Source organism: Phragmitibacter flavus (assembly GCF_005780165.1).
Classification (GTDB): Bacteria; Verrucomicrobiota; Verrucomicrobiia; order Verrucomicrobiales; family Verrucomicrobiaceae; genus Phragmitibacter; species Phragmitibacter flavus.
The window spans coordinates 271,417-292,025 of sequence record NZ_VAUV01000006.1; the positions used below are offsets into that span (position 1 = coordinate 271,417).

The window sequence follows — 20,609 nt, forward strand, 5'->3', positions numbered from 1 at the left end:
CCCCGAAATGACCTCCACCCACGCCCGGCTCGCCCTCAATCTTCTCCCAAAAATCGGGCCCATCCGCGTCCAGCGCCTCCTCGAAGTCTTCGGCACCCCCGAAGACATCCTCCGCGCCAAAGCCAGCGACATCCAGCAAATCGATGGCTTCGGCAACGACCTCGCCAGCACCATCGCCCACTGGAAAAAGCACATCGATCTCGACCGCGAACTGCGCCGCATCCAGGAAGAGAATCTCACCCTTGTCACCCCCGAAGATTCCGTCTATCCCGACCTCCTCAGCGAGATCCACGATCCCCCGCTTCTCCTCTACGTCCGTGGCCAGATCACCGAACGCGACCGCCACGCCGTCTCCATCGTTGGCGTCCGCAACGCCACCGCCTACGGACTTGCCACCGCCAAAAAACTCGCCTTCCAACTCGCCCAAGCTGGCTACACCATCATCAGCGGCCTCGCCCGTGGCATCGACACCGCCGCCCACGAAGGTGCCCTCGCCGCCAAAGGCCGCACCATCGCCGTCATCGGATCCGGCCACGCCAAACTCTACCCGCCCGAAAACGCCGCCCTCGCCGAACGCATCGCCGAAAGCGGGGCCGTCGTCAGCGAATATCCCGTCGACTACCCTCCCGACAAAACCACCTTCCCACAGCGAAATCGCATCGTCAGCGGCTGGAGTTCCGGCACCATTGTCGTCGAAGCCGCCCTGCGCAGCGGCTCTCTCATCACCGCCAATCAAGCCATGGACCAGGGCCGCACCGTCTTCGCCGTCCCCGGCAACATTGACCGCCCCTCCTCCCACGGCTGCAACCATCTCATCCAACAAGGAGCCAAACTCGTCCAGGATGCCTCCGACATCCTTGAAGAATTCAACGTCCTGCCCCTGAACATCATCAGCAGCGCCGACGCCCCCCATGGCGGTCACCGACCCGACCTCAGCGAACAGGAAGCCGTCGTCCACAGCGCCCTCAGCACCGATGAACTCCACATCAACGAGATCGCTCTCGCCACCAACCTCCCCATCGGCACCGTCAGCACCACCCTCATGAAACTCGAAATGAAAAGCCTCGTCCGCGCCCTCCCCGGCAAGTTTTATGTCAGGCTGGTTTAGGCTGAGGCGAGCTCCAACGCCCGCTTCATCCGCTCAATGATCACCTCTTCCGGCTCCAACCCGGTCGAAAACCGGATCAACGACCGGTCTACCCCACAGCTCTCCGCCCACTCCAGCTCATCATAATGAGCCAGCAACGTATAAGGACACGCCAGCGAATAATTCGTCCCCAAGCTCGGCCCTTTGCAGAACTCCATCGCATCATAAACCGAAGGCGTTTTGCTGCGATCCTTCAGCACAAACGAAAGCAAACTTCCGTGCCCGCCATCCGCACGCTGCAGATGGTCATACACCCCGCTCTCATCGGCGATGCTGTGATACACCTTATCCACCGCAGGATGCTCACTTAAAAATTCATACAGTGCCACGCTGTTGCGGCTCATCGTCTTCACCCGTTGCACAAAATCTCGCGAGTTGACCTCCAAGGCCACCGCATCCCCACGCCAAAGTGAATGATCCGCATTCGCCTGCAAAAACGCGGTGAAGTCATCGTGAAACGGCGAATCTCCATTCACGATCACACACCCCGCCAGCACATCCCCCATACCAGAGAACGCCTTCGTCAAACTCGTCGTCACCACGTCCGCCAGCAAAAACGCATCAATGTTCACGCACGTCGCCACCGTATCGTCCACGATCAGCGGCACGTCCTTCTCCTCGACAAAAAGCATCTCCACCACCTTGCGCAAATCCACGCATTTCATCAGCGGATTGCTTGGCACCTCCGCAAAAATTCCCGCCAGCGGTTCCCCTTTCACGATCTCCCGCAGACGCTCAAAATCGTCCTCATCGTTGAACGGCAAAAAGTGCGCTCCGCTGCCGAACTGCTCCTGCAGCTTCAACACATCCACATACGGAAAATCCAGCTGCACCGTTTTTCTTCCCGGCAACAGCGCCGTCAGCATCCGATGCACCGCATAATTCGCCGCCATTCCCGAAGGAAACAGAAACACATCCTCCGGCCTCTGACCCGTGATCCCCGCCAGTCGCTCCTTGATTGTCCTCTGCGCCGCCTCCCCCTCTTCAAACGTCACCGCACTCCCTGATCCCCCAATCCCCGCAGCCGCCTCCGCCTGCCGCGCGCTCACCAACTCTCCACAAAACCGCCAGAACCGCCGCGCCACGTCATACACTTCTTTAGGAAAAACCAAAACCCCCAACTTTTCCGGTCCCCACTCCAGCACCCGCGCCTGCACCCCGGCATGCTTGCGCACATAATCCGATCCTCGTTGCGCATGCACTTCCCTCGGAAAAACCAAAACCTTCTCCCCTGAGCCCGCGCATTCCTTCTCCACCAAATCCATCAACCCCTGCACCAAAGGCGGCACAAAAAAGCGCGGGTATCCACTCTGAAACTTCGACACCACCGCGGGATCTTTTTCCTCATAACCGATCACATGTTCCCACAAAGGCAGGCACACCGAAACTCCGTAGGGAGTTGGCGGAATCGGCAGTCCCAAATCTTCCGCCCGGCACAAAGGATCAACGAACAAATCGCGCATGAGGACCCTCATTCTGCCTCAAATCCCACCGCATGCAAATTCGATCATTTCTTCTCCTCGTCCTCGTTCTCCTACTCGTCCTCCTACTCCCCACACCAAACTCCAAGTCTTTGCAGATCCACCGATTCACCCGAGTCATGTTCCCGCCCTTGACCGCTTCATTCGCAACGCTCTGCCATCAGGAGAGGAGGAGTAAGAGTAAGAGTAGGAGGACGATTCCCCCCTCACTCACTCTCCAGCAGCGACTCAACCAACGCCGAGCCATCCGTCTCGCCGTGCATCACCTCACCGATCACCGGTATATTCAGCGACTCCTCGAGAATCATCCGGTGCGTGATCGACGCCGGATGACGTTCATCGGCCACATGATTCAAAATGATCCCCGCACAGGTCAACCCGCGCGAATGAATCGATCGCGCCGTCAAAATCGTGTGGTTCAACGCCCCCAGCTTGCTGTTCACCACAATCAGCACCGGCAAACCCAGCCGACGCGCAAAATCCGCCACCGTCACCCTCGGCGCCAACGGCACCTCCCAGCCGCCCACCCCCTCCACCAGCACATGCCTATACTCCCCGGCCAGCTCGCGGAAATCCGCATGCAAAGCGTCCAGATCCAGCTTGCGATTTTCAATCAAAGCTCCCGTGTAAGGCGACGCCGGCGTCTTCAAATAAACCGGATTCACCTTGTCCATCGTCATCCCCGGTGCACCCGCTGCCAGCAGCGCCTTGGCATCCTCCCGACTCCCACACGCAAACGGCTTGAACCCCACCGCAGGTCTCCCCGCCTGATTCAACGCCTTCAACAAAAGCGAAACCACATGAGTCTTTCCCACGTCAGAATCCGTGCCCGTCACAAACCAATGCATGCCCCTCCATAATCGGATAACTCCACTCCGGCAACCCGCAAAACGTAGAAGGTCCGTCCCGGGCCTTTCATCTATCCTCCAAGGCCCGGGACGGGCCTTCTACTTTCCCGCCACTTGCAATACCGATCACCCCGCGCTAAATCCCCATCGTGCATCAACCTGCTGCCACCATCATCATCATTACCAAGCTCTCCTGGCTAAAGTCCGGCGGACGGCAGTCGATGTTTGGTTGATGATACCCCTGAAATTTCTCAACCCTCTCATTCTTTCACCTACCCGCCCGCCCGCCACCACCAGCGCGCGGGTTTTTTGTTTTTTATGTCCCTGTCCCTCCGCACCTCCCTCATCACCTTCGCGATCGTCGCCACGAGCTCCCTTTTCTTCTGCTCCAAAGCGATCTTCGTCAAACTTGCCTACCGATACGACCTCGACGCCGTCACCGTCCTCGCCCTGCGCATGGCCATCGCCCTGCCCTTTTTCCTCATCGGCGGCTACCTCAACTCGCGCTCCCGCAAAAACGACACCGTGCCGCTCACCGGAAAAGACTGGCTCCACCTCGCCGCCCTCGGCTTCTGCGGCTGGTATCTCTCCTCCGTGGTCAACTTCATCGGACTCCAGCACGTCAGCGTCAGCCTTGAACGCATGATCCTTTACACCTACCCCTCGCTGGTCGTCATCGGCTCCGTGCTGTTCCTAGGCAAACCCATGCGCGCCCGCATCATCATCGCCATGCTCGTTTCCTACCTCGGCATCGTCATCGCTTATCAAGCCGAAGCCACCAGCCATCTCGGCCAAAACAACAACACCCTGCTCGGTGCCACCCTCATCTTCATCAGCGCCGTCACCTACGCCATCTTTGTCCTCCTCAGCGGACAGATGGTCAAACGCATCGGCCCCACGCGCTTCACCTCCTGCGTCGTCGGCTTCTCCGCCGTCTTCGTGCTCATCCACTTCGCCCTCACCCATCCGATCTCCGCCCTCACCAACCTTCCGCCCGGTGCCTACGGCTGCGGAGTGCTCCTCGCCATCCTCGGCACCGTCATCCCCTCCTACCTCTTCGGCATCGGCATCCAACGCGCCGGTTCTCAAGCCTTCGCCATCATCGGCATGATCGGTCCCCTCGGCACCGTCGTTCTCGCTTGGTTCCTCCTCGGCGAAACCATCAACCCCATCCAGGTCCTCGGTCTCCTCCTCACCCTCGCAGGCGGCGTCGCCGTCAGCTTGGTGAAATCATAAAATTCATCCTTTCGCCTTCATCCTTTATCCTTGTGAAGCCCCCCACCACTCCGTCAACGTCGCCAAATCTCCCTTCGTCGCCGCAATCGCCTTCTCGAGATACCCCTCCTCCTTTACCGACCCCTTCAAATATTCCACGTGCAGCGACACCGGTCCGGTCCACTTCAACTTCTTCAACTCCTCCACATACCCCTTGCCGACCACCCCATCCTTGAGCGGGCAATCCTGAAACTTTCCGCCCTCCATCGGCTTGAAATTTTTGAAGTAATACGCCCCCACATTTTCCTTCACCAACGCCAGCTCCAGCGGCCACGATTTCCCCCCTTCAATCATCGCATGCATGATGTCGAAAGCGAACGACATCTGCTCCACCGGATACTCCCGCAACACTCCATAAGCATCCCACACCGGTGCCCCAAAATACTCCTTGCCCGAGTGATTCTGATACATCGCCCCAATGCCAATCTCCTTGCTCAACGCCGCCAGATCCTTGATCGCCGGCTTCCATTCCTCCACCTGATCCCAGATCGGTTTCTTCAAATCATACCGGAAATAATTCATCCGGTAATGCATCACCCCCAGCGCCTTCGCCGTGCGCAACACCTTTTCCGTGTGCTGCTCCTCATTCACTGCATTGATCCCCGTCGTCAGCATCGTCAACGTCAGCCCGCGATCCTTCAACACCGCCGCCAGCTTCGGCAAATCCTCCTCCACCCGTTCCGGCTCCACATGCCCGCCCTTGCGCACCGGTGCATCCACACCCTTCACGCCCGTCGCCACAATCGCATCCGCCAGCCGCTCAAAATCCAACCCCTGAAAATGTTTCGTAAACACCGACACCATCGGCATCTCACCCGCTCCTTCGCCCTCAGCCGCCCGAACTCCCTCGACTCCGCCCAAAAGCGCCCCACCCGTCGCCAAAACCGAACGCCCCAAAAACCCACGCCGCGAAAAATTCTTCGTCATCATATTCATCACTCAAACACAACGCCCCCAATCCCGTCAATCTCGCCAGCAATTCATCAACCACAGCAGGACACCGACAGATCAATCAGAGCGAAACTATTCGTGTAAATTTGTGTCCATTCGTGGTTCCCTGAGTTTTAATCACGAATGGACACAAATTCACACGAATCCTAACCACAGCATCTAAGAATATCTGTGTTCATCTGTGTCCATCTGTGGTTAAAAAGAAAACCCCTGTTTGTCCACCCACCCCCAAACCCCCATGAATCTCAGAATCCACGACCTCCCCGAAAACGACCGTCCCCGCGAACGCCTTCTTGAACTCGGTGCCCGCACCCTCACCAACGCCGAACTCCTCGCCATCTTCATCAACACCGGAGCCAAAGGCGAAAACGCCATCCAGATGGCCCAGCGTCTCCTCCAGCAATACCGGACCCTCCGCCACCTCTCCACCCGCAGCGGCAAGGAACTCGTCCAACAATTTCGCGGACTCGGCCCCGCCAAAGCCGCCCACATCGCCGCCGCCTTCGAACTCGGCCGCCGCGCCTCACAGGAAGAAGTCCGCGAGCAACCCATGGACAACCCCGCCCTCATCCATCAATACCTCGGCGGCGACATGGCCCGACTCGGACACGAAACCGTGCGCATCCTGCTGCTCAACACCCGCATGCATCTCACTCACGATGAAGTCATCTTCCAGGGTTCCCTCAGCGAAAGCACCGCCCATCCCCGCGAAATCCTCCGACCCGCCATCGTCCACCGCGCCCACGCTTTTATCCTCGCCCACAACCATCCCAGCGGCGACCCCACTCCGAGCGAAGCCGACCGACGATTTACCCGCCGACTCAACGCCGCCGCCGAACTCCTGCAAATCAACTTCGCCGACCACCTCATCATCGGCGCCCCCCGCAACGGCGCCCCGCCTTACTTCTCGTTCCGCCAAGCCGGCATGATCTGATTCCCACCAATCGATCAACCACAGACGGACACCGATAAACACCGATAGCTTCCCAATATCTATCTGAGAAAATCTGTGTCCATCTGTGTCCACCTGTGGTTAAAAAGCAAGACTCCCTTCCCATTTCGCATTCCGACTTCCAAAATGCCCATTCATCCCAGCGCCCTAATTTCCGACGAAGCCCAGATTGACCCCACCGCCGATATCGGCCCCTACGTCATCATCGAAGGCCCCGTCCGCATCGCCGCAAATTGCCGCATCGCCGCCCACGCCCAGATCATTGGCGACACCCACCTCAGCGAAAACACCCTCATCGGTCGCGCCGCCATCATCGGCGAAAACCCCCAGGACATCGGCTTCGATCCCAACACCCCCAGCGGCGTCCGCATCGGCAAAAACAACACCATCCGCGAACACGTTACCATCCACCGCGGCTCCAAACCTGACAGTCATACCACCCTCGGCGACGGCAACTTCCTCATGGCCACCAGCCACCTCGGACACGACGTCATCCTCGGCGACAAAAACATCATCGCCAACGCCGTCCTCCTCGCCGGTCACGTCCAAGTCGGCAACGGCACCTTCATCGGCGGCGGCGCCGTGTTCCATCAATTCCTGCGCATCGGCGACGGCTGCGTCATCCAAGGCAACGGCAGCTTCAGCAAAGACATCCCCCACTTCTGCGCTGCTCAACGCATCAACCGCGTCACCGGCCTCAACGTCATTGGCCTCCGCCGCGCCGGCTTCAGTCCCGACGACCGAAAATCCCTAAAGGCCCTCTTCGATCTTATCTACCGTCAGGGCCACAACCTCACCCAAGCCCTCACCGCCGCCCGCCAACAAACCTGGCCCGAGCACGCCGAAAAATTCCTCCAGTTCCTCGAGGCCCACAGCAAAAAAGGCATCTGCCGCCTCAGTCAAGATTCCAGCGACGAAGAATAACTCTTCCTCCTGCTCCTACTCTTACTCCTACTCCCCTCGCCAACCATCGCCAACGCCGGTTGGCTCCGCGACACCTCGCGACATCTAGCAGAATCATCTCGTCCTCGTCCTCCTACTCGAACTCGTCCTCGATTTTCAGGAAACACCAGCAAGAGCCCTCCTCACCCCCCGTTCTACTCCCATGTCCGCTTCCAATCGCAGCCTCATCGCCCTCCTTCTCACCCTAGTCGCCGCCCCTCTCCTCGCCGCCGACTTCAAACTCGCCCCCTCATCCAACGGCCACCTCGACATCCTGCAGGACAACAAAATCGTCGCCCGCTACATGCACGGCTTCGACCCCGCAAAACTCACCGACACCTACAAACCTTATCTCCATATCTTCGATCCCGAAGGCGAAGCCCCCATCACCAAAGGCCCCGGCGGCGACTTCCCGCATCACCGCGCCATCTTCCTCGGCTGGAACAAAATCCTCGTCAATGGCAAAAGCTACGACCGCTGGCACATGAAAGGCGGCAATCAGATCCACCAGAAATTCACCGGCGAAAAAGCCTCAACTGACGGAGCCACCTTCACCTCCACCATCCAATGGGAAGGCGAACCCGGCGCCACCATCCTCGAAGAATCCCGCACCATCAGCGTGCTGCCTTCCACCGCCCCCTTCTACGCCACCGTCGACCTCACCTCCACCCTCATCGCCAAAGCAGGCGACACCGTCCTCGATGGCGACCCCGAACACGCCGGCCTCCAATACCGCCCCGCCCAGGAAGTCGACCGCAGCAAAACCTCCTACCTCTACCCCATCGAAAAAGCCAATCCCCAGAAAGACCTCGATTACCCCTGGTTCGCCCAGACCTACAGTTATCGCGGCAACGACTACACCGTCATCTATCTCAATCACCCCGAAAACCCCAAAGGCGCCCGCACCTCCGCCTATCGCGACTACGGCCGCTTCGGCACCTTCTACAAAACCGACATCAAGCACAACGAAACCGCCACCATCAAAGTTCGCTTCCACATTTCCCAAGGCCCGATGCCCAGCGCCGAAGCCATCCAAAACCTCTGGAACGCCTACACCGGCAAAAGCGAACCCACCCCAGCCACCACCCTCAAATCCGCCGCCGCCAAGAAATAGCGCGCATCCAAACCCGACCCAACCCAACCCGCGAGGCGCAAAACCTTTTTCCTCCCGCCATGCCCTCGGCCCAAGCAATCTTCAAGCGCCGCACGGTTCTCAAAGCAGGCTTGAGCTCACTGGCCCTAGTCAACCTCGGACGCCCCACTTCGTCTCGAGCCGTCAACCCGTCCGACAACATCGCCGAAGCGGCGCATCAGGAAATCTGGCGACGATTCATCGACTCACGATTCGACACCATGCTACACTACGCGGGCCTCAATGGCGAAGTCATCCTGCCCACCCGCGAAGAATGTCTGGCCGCCAAACCCAATGGCCTGAGCTGGTCGACCCCGATTGAAGACGGGCCATTCTTTGGTGGTTTGTATCTCGACGGCCTGTGCAATCGCTGGCGAGCCAAGCGCGACGAAGAATCCGCCAATAAGGCCCATCGCATCGCCACCGGGTTGATGAAACTCGCCTCGCTAAGTCCCACGCCCGGATTTGTGCCGCGCGGCATCGGTGCCGATGGCCAGTCCTGTTATCCCGCCAGTTCCGAAGACCAGGTGTTTCCCTGGTTCTACGGCCTGTGGTGTTACTGGCGCAGCGGACTGATGTCAGAAGCGGATCGCCCCAAACTGGTTGCCCTGTTGCGTGATACCGTGATCGCCCTTGAAAGTCATCAATGGCGTGTCCCTTGCATCCGTCCGGACTTTGGTTATCGCGGCACCTTCACCCGCGCCACGGCCCACGACGCCGCCCGCTTTTTGCTGCTGCTTCGCGCCATGCATGAAATGACCGGCGAGGTTCAATGGCTTGAACAATATCAATCGCGCATGATCGAGAAGATCGGCAAACAAGGTCAAACCCGTCTCCAAGTTTGCGCCAGCGGACTAGAATACGGTGGCCACAACGGCAGCGAAACCTATCTCTGGACGCACTCCATGTCGCAAGCCTCCCTGCGCGCCCTCGCCGATCTGGAAACCGATGCCGAAACACGCAACGCCTACACCACCGGCCTGCGAGTGTCCGCCGAACGTGCCGCCCCCCACCTCGAACGAGCCAGCAAGTATGACCCTTTGGCGCGATCCAACTTCGACATCGACTGGCGCTTTTTGAACGCCTCATGGAAACCCCAGAAAAACAGCGAAGAAGCCATCGCTCTGGGTCGCAGTCAGTTGCCCCTGTGGGCCAGTCACAACCCGCGCAGTCCCTACGAAGACGACACCGCGCGCGAACCCCTGTTTGCCGCCTGGATCATCGCACTGGCAGGCGAAAAAACGCACGACCAACCACCACTCGAGTCCATGCTCAAGCGCTACGATTGGTCAAGCATGCATACCGCCAGCATGTTCATCGTCATCAACCTCCAATTTGAGTCCCACCGCGGCACATCCCCAACCCAATAATCTCGACCCAGTTTTGGAGTGCGGGGCTCAGCACCGCTTTGGATGCTCCTCCAAAAAATCTGCTTGCTCCCAGCATGACCCAGCCGGTCGCTTCCTAACGTCGCATCGTCGTGCTCGCCTCCCGAAATGTCCGAAAGCTCAACATCGCGGCGGTCATGGAGGTGTTTATCCCGGTCAGTGGTCATTCGATGCATCATCCACTTTTTTCCACGCGGCGGAGTCCAGGCTTTGAACCAAAACAGGTTTTCTCACCAGCAATTCGAGTTTTTGAGCGAGATCGCCAACAATGCTAGCAACCATATCCATGGGCAGCGTTCCTTCAAAAATCACGGACAATCGTGAGCCTTCCTCCTTGTAGCGCACAACGACCCCCTGCACATCAATTCGAGTCCCATTAAAATCGTCACCTCGACGACTGTAATCATCCTCATCCCAATCGAAGGGTCCGTCTTCATCATGGACCTCACTCTCTTCCTCCTCTCTCACTTCCGGGAGGTCCCGATAAGGCACGGGCGGATGATACAGGTGGCGGATGATCTCCAGATCCGGAACAAATCCTTTTTGATAAAGCTCCGCTGCAGCTTCCTTGGCGTAGCGGTTGCATTTACCAAACCGATTTTGAAAGTCCTCCCAAATAGACCCCGGAACAAGTTCCTCCAGCGACACCTCGGCACTGGCAGGCATGCCGTGTCCACATTCGACGGCCCAGGGGAGGCTTCGTAGATTGAACAACCCCAAATCCCTGAGTTCGCTGGACGACAACACGTAGGTTTCCCAAGGCTTCGCACTGAGCCGCCGCCACTGCAACGTCTTCAAATCCAGCGACCACTCATCGGGATTTTCTCGAAATCCTTCACCCTTTTCTGCTACAGGGACCGTTATGCCTCCCATGATGGTGATGGTGTGGCCGTCATCACTCAATGCCGCAACGTGATCGTGCAACCAGCCTGGCTGGTCACCATGAGTCTCGATCAAACGCATCGACCAGGTTTCCAGATTCAACTCCGCCACTTGAGCAGGCTTTTCCGTTTTGCTCTCCAAATAACCGTTGTTACCGATGATGATAATTCGGTCGCCCACCAGCGTGGCGGTGTGGAAGTCCGTAGGCGGAAACACGTTTTCAGGGTATCCGTAGAGGTCAAGCGAACCATCAGGATGTTGCACGGTGACGTCATTGTAGATTTTGAAATCCGGGTCATAAAAATCCTCATGCTCGCCGGCAATCATCACCACGCGTCCGTCCGGCAATAACGTGACGGACTGACCAAAACGGGCAAAACACCATGCGGGTCCGGGCTTGCTTTCATCCCATGGCGAGGGAAAACCAAAACGCTCGCGGGCGTTGTAAGCATGCATGCGGGTGCGCACCAACCACTCCCACAGTGGATTGTTCATGCGCTGCGGATTGGTCTCGCCAAAACGAGGCGACCACCATTTTGCAACGACCTCTGGCGTGATTGCCGAAGCATCCAGCCGGTCCGGTTTGTAGCGCTTGGGACGTTTGGCAGGCTTCATCTTTCCATTATCTGAGAGCACGTGGGCGAACGCCAACCTGAAAATGGCTCGCATCGACGATTACGCACTCGTCCATGTCGGAATCAGACTTTCTTCGAATGGCTGCAAAGGCTCGGGACCAGCCTTCTGCTTTGTTTTGCTTGGCGGGAAGCGCAATTTCCGATAGCCTCAGATTGCCTAAATGCGCTTCACAAAAAATACTGCCCTCGGGATCTCTGCGATCCTGCTGCTGTTGCTGATCACAACAGCCGGCTTTCTTTTGTGGCAACATCAGGATCAATCGGCTCCCTCACCGGACCTTGCAACCTCCGCACCGCAAGCACCCGCCCCATGGCAGCTGAGCCAGTCCACCGCCCGCCCGCCATCCTCTGAACCGGCAGCCTCCCCCTCCTTTCCTGCACCTCCATCCGGTGTCAATCCGCCCCCCAATTCCCAGAACCTTCCCCCAGAAATTCGCTCCGGTAAAATCATCGCGACCACCCTTTCCTCCCCCGCCCCGACCGGCCAACGTCGCCGCACCTCCGTCTACCAGACCGATTTCAAATACCCGCTGCTGCGCACTGAAGAACAATTCACCACCGCACCTGACGGCAGCGAAACCCTCCTCAAACGCCGCACCATGGTGGCCGACCACCTCAAGGTCCGCCTGCGCAACGGCTTCAACGAAACCCAACTGCAAACCTGGCTGGCCGGACACAATTTATCTATTCGCCGCCGCATTCCCAACACCCCTTTCTATCTGGTCGCCCTCCCCAACAGCGACTTCGCCACCTACGACCGCGCCCTGCAAATTCTCGGCGACCGCACTGGCCCTACCGCTTACGGCGAACCCGACTACATCGTCGGCATCAACCAATCTCCCACTGCCCCCAGCGACTCCCGCTTCGCCGAACAATGGCCGCTGCGCAATACTGGTCAAACGGGTGGCGTCTCTGGCGCCGACATCAACGTCCTCCCTGCCTGGACCACCAGCACCGGCAGCGAATCCGTCATTGTTGCCGTGCTCGACACCGGCATCGACACCACCCATCCCGACCTCGTCGCCAACCTGTGGATCAACCCCGACGAGATCGCCGGTGATGGCATCGACAACGACAACAATGGCTACGTCGACGACCTCCATGGTTTCAACTTCGTCACCAGCAACGGCGCTCCCACCGACGGACACGGCCACGGCACCCACACCGCCGGCACCGTTGGTGCCACCGGCAACAACGACATCGGCATCAGCGGCGTTGCCCAAAACGTCAAAATCATGGCGCTCAAATTCCTCTCTGACAGCGGCAGCGGCACCGATTCCGACGCCATTGAAGGCCTTGCTTATGCCACCGCCAATGGAGCCATGCTGACCTCCAACTCCTGGGGCGGAGGCGACTATTCCCAGGCCCTCGAAGAAATCATCCAGGAAGCTGCCGCCGCCGATGTCGGTTGTGTCATCGCCGCTGGCAACGACGGCACCAACAACGACATCATTCCCGTTTATCCCGCCAACTACGACTCGCCCAACAACATCATCGTTGTTGCCGCCACCGACAGCAGCGACATGCTCGCCTGGTTCTCCTGCTACGGCAAAAACACCGTCCACCTCGCCGCCCCGGGTGTTGAAGTTCTCTCCACCCTGCCCGGCGGTGGATACGGCCTCAACAGCGGCACCTCCATGGCCACCCCTCACGTGTCCGGAGCTGCCGCCCTGATGCGCGCCGCCAATCCCGACATGAGCTTCGCCGCCATCAAAACCGCCCTCATTGCCCAGGCCCGTCCGGTCGCGTCCCTCGATCCAAAAATCATCAGTGGCGGTGTCCTCAATGTCGGCGAAAGCATCCCCCTCGCCGTTGCACCGTATCCCGTCATGACCGCCAGCGACATCGACGACTCCGGCACTGTCGAAGGCACCCTAGGCAACAACGACGGCATCCTCAGCCCCGGTGAAACGGCCGCCGTCACGCTGACCATTCGCAATCTTGGCGGTCCTCCTGCGGAAGCCATTACCGGCAGCATTGCCCTGAACACGGCCAGCCCTCTCATTACCCTGACCAACGACACCGCCACTTTCGGCACCATCAACAACGGGGCCACCGCTCAAAACACCGCCACGCCTTATCTCATTAGCATCGACTCCACCCACCCCACTCCCGCCGATATCCCCCTCACGCTGACGCTCACTGACGACGAAAATCGCACCTGGACCCACGACCTCGTCCTGCACCTCTATACCACCTCCACCGTCAGCGGAAGAGTCACCCAGCTTGACGGCACCACCCCCATCGCCAACGCCACCATCACCCTCGCAGGCATCGTGCCCGTCACCACCACCACCAACGCCGAGGGCGACTACACCGCCACCGCCGTCGACGGCACCTATACCGTCACCGCGACTGCCACCAACTACATCCCTTCCGAGCCGCAATCCGTCACCGTCCCGCCCACGGTCACCAACATCAACTTCTCCCTCGGCTTCTCCAGCCTCAGCGTCACCCCCCTGCAACTCGCCGCCACTCTTCAGGAAGACACCACCACCACGCAACCCCTGTCCCTCACCAACCACGGCGACCAGTCCCTGACCTGGCAATTGCTCGAACTCGCCCAAGCCACGACTCCACCCGCCGAACCGCCGCCCACGGTCACTTCCGCAACCTCACTTCTCGCCAGCCATTTCTCTTCTCCCACTTCCAACACCAACCAACCGCGCACGATTGAAGAAGGCCCCGCCAGTCCGATGCGCGTTCCGTCAACCCCCCGAACCCTCAACAACGATACCGCCACCATCAGCACCCTACCGTTTTTTGACGGATTCGAAGACGGCACTTATGACCTCTGGTTTGATGGATTCAGTGACGAAGCCACCCGCGAAGTCGTCACCGACCACGTCGCCGTCGGCAACCACAGCTTCCATTTCCGACTCGATGGAGCCGACGATCACCTCAGCGGCATCCATCAGGAATTCGACTTTGGCACCCGCCCCGGTTACGCCTCTTTCCGACTGCGCACCTCCGCCCGCGACCAGGCTTCGGGCTACTTCGTCCTCGGCGACGTCGCCGGCGGTTATCTCGTCGACTTCATCTGGTTCTTCGCCAACACCAACGGCCGCTTCTACATCAACGACGACGTCGGTGGCAATCAGCTCATCGCCTACGAACCCGAGCGCTGGTATCACATCGAATTCCGCAACATCGACTGGACCACCCGCACCTTCGACTACGCTGTCGACGGCATCGTCATCCAGACCGGCATCCCCTTCCGCAACGGCACCGCCGCCAACGAATGCGCCTACGCTTTTGTCTACAACTATCACAGCGGCGTCGACACCTGGTGGGACAACATCACCATCTCCAGCGACGCCCTCGACTGGCTCACGATCTCGCCCAACTCCGGAACCCTTGCCCCTGGGAGCAGCACCGACCTCACCGCCACCTTCGACGCCACCAATATCACCGCCGGCATCCATCAAGGCACGCTTCGTCTACTCACCAACGACCCCCTCAGACCGGAGACCCTGCTCCCGGTGGAGATGACCGTCACCCCCGCCCCTAACACCGCTCCAATTGCCGACAACGCGACCATCAACGGCACCGAGGACATCAACCGCACCATCGCCCTCGGCGGCAGCGACGCCGAAGGCCAGACCCTCACCGCCCGCATCACCCAGCTACCCGAACGCGGTCAGCTTTATCAAACCAGCAACGGCATCACCCCTGGCACGCTCATCAGTCAGGTGCCTGTCGTCGTCAGCAACTCCCAAAAACAAGTCATCTACGTCCCGCCACCCAACGCCAACGGCGACAACTACGCCACCTTCCAGTTCACCATGCACGATGGCAAATTGGTTTCCCTCCCGGCCACCATCACCATCAACCTCAGCCCTCGCAACGATCCACCGACGGTCAAACCCGACACCTACAGCACGCTTCCCGGCCAGCCCATCCAGGTCCTGTCCCTTCTCGACAACGACTACAGCGTCGACCTCAAAACCATCAACATCAGCGCCTTCACCCAGCCCAGCGGAGGACGGGGCACGCTCACCAACAACGGCAACAACACCCTCGCTTTCACTCCCGCCGCCAGTTTCCTGTCCGGCAGCACCACGTTCAGTTACACCGTCAGCGACGGCAACCTCAGCAGCACAAGCAACGTCACCATTCGCATTGGCCCGCTCAGCAGTCCTGACTGGCCGCAGTTCGGCGGCGGTCCCCATCGCACCCACTATCACCCCTCCCTCGTCAAAGCCACCGAGCCGCTCCATCAGCTCTGGCAGGCCACCTTGAATCAAACCCCCAACGTCCCCGTCATCGGTGGTGGCCTCGCCTATTTCACGGCTCATTCCGACGGACAACCCGAGCAAATCACCGCCATCGACCTCGCCACCGGCAACGTCACCTGGAACCAAACGCAACCCACCGCCAGCGCCGTCAACCCTCCCATCTTCAACGGCACCCAGCTTTACTTCAACCGCACCACCCCAGGAGCCAACTCCTACCTCACCACCCTCACCGCGACCAACGGCACCCTCTTTTCCGCACCGAGTTATCCGGGCATCAGCAGCGAAATCGGCAAACACCTCCTTTTTGCCAACAATCGCGTCTATCTCCCCGGCGGAGGTCCCGCGGGCAAACTCTACTCCGTTGAACCCGGCACCTCCTACGCGCCGTTTATCATCGATCTCCCCTCCACCCAAACCGCCACTCCCACCTTCGCCGACAACCTCATCCTTCTTGCCACCTTCGGCACCGTTCGCGCCCTCGACCCGTCGACCGGCATCACCCGCTGGACCTTCAAACCCGACCCTGCCCTCACCCAGGCCAGCGCCACCGGAACCATCGCCTGGCAGGCCGGTCGCGCCTTCATCGTCCTCGAAGGCAAACTGCACGCCATCAACACCCTGCAATTCCCCGAACTCGCCTGGAGCACCGCCACCAACGGTTATCTCTTCGCTCCGATGATCGCCGGCAACCGGGTTTACGCCGCCCACAACACCAACGAAATCCGCGCCTACGACACCAAAACCGGTGCGTTCGCTGCCACTTATCCTCTCGGTGAGGCTCCCACTCATCAACCAATCATCGCTCAGGACACCCTCGTCGTCCCGACCACCACCGGCACCCAATTGATCCGCCTCAGCGACGCCGAACCCATCCAAACTCTCCCCGCCACCGGCCACCTTGCCGCAGGCAACAACACCCTTCTCATCACCAATCCCGCCACCCGCGTCGTCACCGCCTTTGGCACTGGTCCCCTGCTCACCTTCAATCCGCCCAGCGGCACCTTTTTGAATCCGGTCAGTGTCAGCATCGGCAGCAGCATTCCCACCGCCCTCATCCATTTCACCACTGACGGATCCCTCCCCACGGCCAACAGCCCGCTGCTCAACACGGCCACGCCTCTGCATTTCCTGCGCAGCACCCAGCTCCGCGCTCTCGCCATCCATGGCACCCAGCAAAGCGCCGTCAAAACGGGTCACTACACCATCACCGACAGCAACGGCAACGGCATTCCTGATTGGTGGGAAAACCAATATGCCGGTCTGCGGCCCGGAAATCCCACCCAGCTCAATCCCACCAACCTCGACTTCGACAACGATGGTTTTTCCGACCTTCAAGAGTTCATCCTTGGAACCAATCCCAACGTGTCCGACCACATTCAGCTCACCCTCACCCGCGACACCGTCGGCCACACCAGCCTGACCTGGCCCACCCAACTGGGCCGCCAATACACCATTCTCTCAAGCGACACTCTGCAATCCAACGACTGGCAACCCGAACCCACCGCCACCAACCTTTCAGGCACCGGCTCCCCCATCATCTGGCAGGACCCCTCCACGTCGCCATCCCTGAAATTCTACCGCGTCAGCGTCAGCGTTCCGCAGGAGCCAACGTTAGGGAATTAACCAGCCCCGCGGGCGTCCTTAGGACGTAAGTCTTCCCGTGAACCCGCTTCTTCTCTCTTCTCTGATCGCCGACTCCATCGCCCTTGGACCCCACTGGATCTACGACAGCGCCGTCATCGACCAGCATTTCCCCAACGGCCTCAGCGGCTTCGAAAATCCCCGCTCCAGTTATCATCCCGGAAAGAAAGCGGGCGATCAAACCCACTACGGCGACCAGACCCTCGCCCTCGTCTCCAGCCTCCAAAAACGCGGCGATCAATGGACACTCGAAGGCTGGCGCGAAGACTGGCAAACGTTTTGGAAAACCTCCACCAGCTATCGCGATCACGCCACCCGCGAGACCCTGGCCCACTTGCAGCAAGGCTCCACCCAGCCCTCCGATTCCGGTGAACTCGGCGGCGCAGTCCGTGCCGTTGCCGTGGTCGCGACCATTCCACCTGACCAACTCGAACGAAGGGTTCGTGTCGCCCGTGACTCCACCCAATTGACCCATGGCGATCCCCAGGTAGTGGACGTTGCTGAATGGTTGGTTCGCGTCAGCACGCTCATCGAAAACGGTGAGACCTTTGCTGAAGCCTTTCACAAGGCATCTTTGAATCTCCCCCCGGTCCTGCAGCTTGCCAACAAGGTCACTCAAGCGGCGTCCGACGATTTATCATCCCTGCGCATGGTCGGAAAAGACTTGGGACTCAACTGCGGGCTCGATGCCGCCTTGCCCCTTGCGCTTGGACTCTGCCTTCGATTTGAAAACGATCCCGTCAAAGCCGTTGTCACCAACGCCCTGCTTGGTGGCGATTCCGCCGCACGAGGAATGCTCATCGGCTGGCTGTTGGGCGCGCGGCATGGAATCTCCCACTGGCCAGAATCATGGTTCGACAACTTGCACGCTGCGCGCGCTTAGGAATTGGGGAGCACACGCATCTTGCGTGTCGTTCTGCGCATCTTGCGTAGAACCCGAACGTTTGCACGCTCACACAGGCCGAACGAATCAACGAGTTTTTGTGTGATCCAACTGCTGGCGGATTCTCGGCAAGATGCCGAGAATGACACGCAAGCTGCGAAGCCGCGCAGCGATCCGTGTGCTCCCCTAAGGCCTTTCGCTAACTCACACTGAAAATCCAGCCGCATCCGCCAGCAACGCATCCACATCCGCCTGCGTCGTTTTCCACGAACACATGAATCGCGCACCGCCGCCGATGAACTGGTAAAATTTCCATCCCGCTTCGCGCAAACGGGTCTCCACCTCCGGCGTCAGCTTCGCAAACACCGCATTCGCCTGCACCTCGTGCAACAACTGCACGCCCGCAATGGCCTGCAAGCCCCGGGCGAGGGACTGCGCAAGCTCATTGGCATGGCGGGCATGTTTGAGCCAAAGACCGTTTTCCAGCAAGCGATGCCACTGGGCCGACGCAAAACGCATCTTGCTGTTGAGCTGACCCGCCTGTTTGCAGCGCCAGGAAAAATCTTCCGACAGGCTCTTGTTGAAAAACACCACGGCTTCCGTCATCGCCATGCCCATCTTGGTGCCACCAAAACACAACACTTCCACCCCTGAACGCCAGGTGATGTCGGCAGGCGAAGCATCCAGCGACGCCACCGCATTGGCAAACCTCGCCCCGTCCATGTGCAGATGAACGCAGTGTCCTTTCACGCCGTCCCACAAGGTTTGAAGCTCGCTGGGCTGGTAAATGGTGCCAAATTCCGTGCTCTGACTGACACTCAACACCTTGGGTTTGGGATAATGCAGATCCTTGCGCTGGGTGATCAAACGCTGCACATCCACCACATCACACTTGCCTGCCTCCCCGCTGGCGAGAAGGATTTTTGAGCCGTTGGAAAAGAACTCCGGTGCGCCGCATTCATCGGTTTCCACATGCGCCGCCTGATGCGCAATGACGCTGTGGTAGCTCTGGCAAAGCGAAGCCAGCGCGAGGGCATTGGCAGCGGTGCCGGTGAACACAAAATACACGTCGCAATCAGTCTCGAACAGGTCCCGCAACTGGTCGCAGGCCTTGCGGGTGAACGGATCGTCGCCGTAGGAAGAATGAAAGCCCTGATTGGCCTCCGCCATGGCCTCCCAAGCCTCGGGGCAAATTCCTGCGGTATTGTCACTGGCAAACTGGCAACCTGGGGCGATCATGGCTCTAACATGGTGAGACCGCACGAGTTTGAAAGTCAAATTACGGGAGCGTTGTGGGGATCGGTTGTTGGTGATGCCCTCGGCGTCCCTGTCGAGTTCCTGACCCGCGAAGAAATCTCCGCCAATCCTGTCTCCGGCATGCGCGGCTACGGCACCCATCAACAACCCGCCGGCACCTGGTCGGATGACACCTCATTGATGATTTGCACGGTCGAGTCATTGTTGGGCAGCAACACGCTCAACACCCGCGACATGGCCACGCGGTTCCGCCGCTGGTTGTTGGAAGGTCACTGGACGCCGTATGGTGAGGTGTTTGACCTCGGCATCGCCACCCGTCAGGCACTGGCGCGATTTTGTGCGGGCAAACCTCCGGAGCGATGTGGCGGTCGCGAGGAGTTCGACAACGGCAACGGCTCATTGATGCGCGTGTTACCGGCCTGCCTGTGGTTTCACACCGCCCACATCAGCACCCAATTGGAGGCCATCCATCGCGTGTCCAGCATCACCCATGCCCATCCCAGGGCATTGATCGCCTGCGGGTTTTTCACCCTGATGGTGCGCGCGCTGTTTGCCGGCAAACCCCCGGCGGAGGCACTTCAGGATGCCTGGCAACAAGCGAAGTCCTATTACACCGTGCTCGAAGAATTTGCCGGAGAATGGTCCCATTTTGCCCGACTGGACCCCGCCACCTTTGCGCAGATTCCCCAGTCGGAAATCCGGGGCAGCGGCTATTGCGTTCACACTTTGGAAGCGTCGATCTGGTGTCTGCTGCACGGGTCGTCGTTTGAAGACACCCTGCTGCAGGCGGTGAATCTGGGGGAGGACACGGATACCACGGGATCAGTGACCGGTGCCCTGGCGGGTTTGCATTATGGCTATGCAGCGATCCCGCCCGCCTGGCTCGAGCTGCTGGCGAGACGGTATGAGATCAAATCGGTGTTCAAAGTTTTTGCCACCCGTTTGCGCTGTTGAGAT

At 59.4% G+C, this 20,609-nt stretch carries 14 protein-coding genes; 9 read left to right on the forward strand and 5 right to left on the reverse strand.

Annotated elements, in window-relative coordinates; all coding sequences use genetic code 11:
- The first annotated feature begins 7 nt into the window (after nucleotides 1-7).
- Complete coding sequence (gene dprA, locus FEM03_RS09530) at nucleotides 8-1,108, forward strand: DNA-processing protein DprA (RefSeq protein WP_138085971.1); 1,101 nt, start codon at nucleotides 8-10, stop codon at nucleotides 1,106-1,108.
- Here the strand turns inward: dprA and FEM03_RS09535 are convergent.
- Together FEM03_RS09535 and bioD are read right to left on the reverse strand one after the other, a co-directional pair.
- Complete coding sequence (locus FEM03_RS09535; RefSeq protein ID WP_166442749.1) at nucleotides 1,105-2,610, reverse strand: PLP-dependent transferase; 1,506 nt, start codon at nucleotides 2,608-2,610, stop codon at nucleotides 1,105-1,107. The two genes, dprA and FEM03_RS09535, sit on opposite strands and share 4 nt — an antisense overlap.
- Before the next feature lie 224 nt (nucleotides 2,611-2,834).
- A complete protein-coding gene (gene bioD / locus FEM03_RS09540) occupies nucleotides 2,835-3,476 on the reverse strand; it encodes a dethiobiotin synthase (protein WP_138085973.1) in 642 nt (213 codons plus the stop codon).
- A gap of 318 nt (nucleotides 3,477-3,794) precedes the next feature.
- Between bioD and FEM03_RS09545 the strand changes: the two genes are divergently transcribed.
- Nucleotides 3,795-4,712, forward strand: coding sequence for a DMT family transporter (locus tag FEM03_RS09545; protein WP_138085974.1), 918 nt, complete (start codon nucleotides 3,795-3,797; stop codon nucleotides 4,710-4,712).
- Between the two features lie 24 nt (nucleotides 4,713-4,736).
- Here FEM03_RS09545 and FEM03_RS09550 read toward each other — a convergent pair whose 3' ends face one another.
- Complete coding sequence (locus FEM03_RS09550) at nucleotides 4,737-5,681, reverse strand: sugar phosphate isomerase/epimerase family protein (protein ID WP_166442750.1); 945 nt, start codon at nucleotides 5,679-5,681, stop codon at nucleotides 4,737-4,739.
- 259 nt (nucleotides 5,682-5,940) lie between these two features.
- Here FEM03_RS09550 and radC point away from each other — a divergent pair, with 259 nt between their 5' ends.
- The 4 genes from radC (at nucleotide 5,941) to FEM03_RS09570 (ending at nucleotide 10,098) form a co-directional block, all read left to right on the forward strand.
- Nucleotides 5,941-6,636: a RadC family protein gene (gene radC, locus FEM03_RS09555; RefSeq protein WP_138085976.1), complete on the forward strand. Its 696-nt coding sequence runs from the start codon at nucleotides 5,941-5,943 to the stop codon at nucleotides 6,634-6,636.
- Nucleotides 6,637-6,780: 144 nt separating this feature from the next.
- Nucleotides 6,781-7,578: an acyl-ACP--UDP-N-acetylglucosamine O-acyltransferase gene (gene lpxA / locus FEM03_RS09560; protein ID WP_138085977.1), complete on the forward strand. Its 798-nt coding sequence runs from the start codon at nucleotides 6,781-6,783 to the stop codon at nucleotides 7,576-7,578.
- Between the two features lie 181 nt (nucleotides 7,579-7,759).
- Complete coding sequence (locus tag FEM03_RS09565; protein WP_138085978.1) at nucleotides 7,760-8,710, forward strand: DUF6807 family protein; 951 nt, start codon at nucleotides 7,760-7,762, stop codon at nucleotides 8,708-8,710.
- A 59-nt stretch (nucleotides 8,711-8,769) separates the two neighbouring features.
- Nucleotides 8,770-10,098 (forward strand): hypothetical protein, encoded by a 1,329-nt coding sequence (locus tag FEM03_RS09570; RefSeq protein WP_138085980.1) that lies wholly within the window; start codon nucleotides 8,770-8,772, stop codon nucleotides 10,096-10,098.
- A 174-nt stretch (nucleotides 10,099-10,272) separates the two neighbouring features.
- Here FEM03_RS09570 and FEM03_RS09575 read toward each other — a convergent pair whose 3' ends face one another.
- Nucleotides 10,273-11,613, reverse strand: coding sequence for an NHL repeat-containing protein (locus FEM03_RS09575; protein ID WP_138085982.1), 1,341 nt, complete (start codon nucleotides 11,611-11,613; stop codon nucleotides 10,273-10,275).
- Nucleotides 11,614-11,794: 181 nt separating this feature from the next.
- Between FEM03_RS09575 and FEM03_RS09580 the strand changes: the two genes are divergently transcribed.
- Together FEM03_RS09580 and FEM03_RS09585 are read left to right on the forward strand one after the other, a co-directional pair.
- Nucleotides 11,795-17,494, forward strand: coding sequence for a S8 family serine peptidase (locus FEM03_RS09580; RefSeq protein ID WP_138085983.1), 5,700 nt, complete (start codon nucleotides 11,795-11,797; stop codon nucleotides 17,492-17,494).
- 37 nt (nucleotides 17,495-17,531) lie between these two features.
- Nucleotides 17,532-18,395 carry an ADP-ribosylglycohydrolase family protein gene (locus tag FEM03_RS09585; RefSeq protein ID WP_138085984.1) on the forward strand — a complete coding sequence of 288 codons (864 nt, stop codon included), beginning with the start codon at nucleotides 17,532-17,534 and terminating at the stop codon, nucleotides 18,393-18,395.
- A 204-nt stretch (nucleotides 18,396-18,599) separates the two neighbouring features.
- Here FEM03_RS09585 and FEM03_RS09590 read toward each other — a convergent pair whose 3' ends face one another.
- Nucleotides 18,600-19,634, reverse strand: coding sequence for a threonine aldolase family protein (locus FEM03_RS09590; RefSeq protein ID WP_138085986.1), 1,035 nt, complete (start codon nucleotides 19,632-19,634; stop codon nucleotides 18,600-18,602).
- 9 nt (nucleotides 19,635-19,643) lie between these two features.
- Here FEM03_RS09590 and FEM03_RS09595 point away from each other — a divergent pair, with 9 nt between their 5' ends.
- Nucleotides 19,644-20,606, forward strand: coding sequence for an ADP-ribosylglycohydrolase family protein (locus tag FEM03_RS09595; protein ID WP_206170943.1), 963 nt, complete (start codon nucleotides 19,644-19,646; stop codon nucleotides 20,604-20,606).
- Nucleotides 20,607-20,609: the final 3 nt, after the last annotated feature.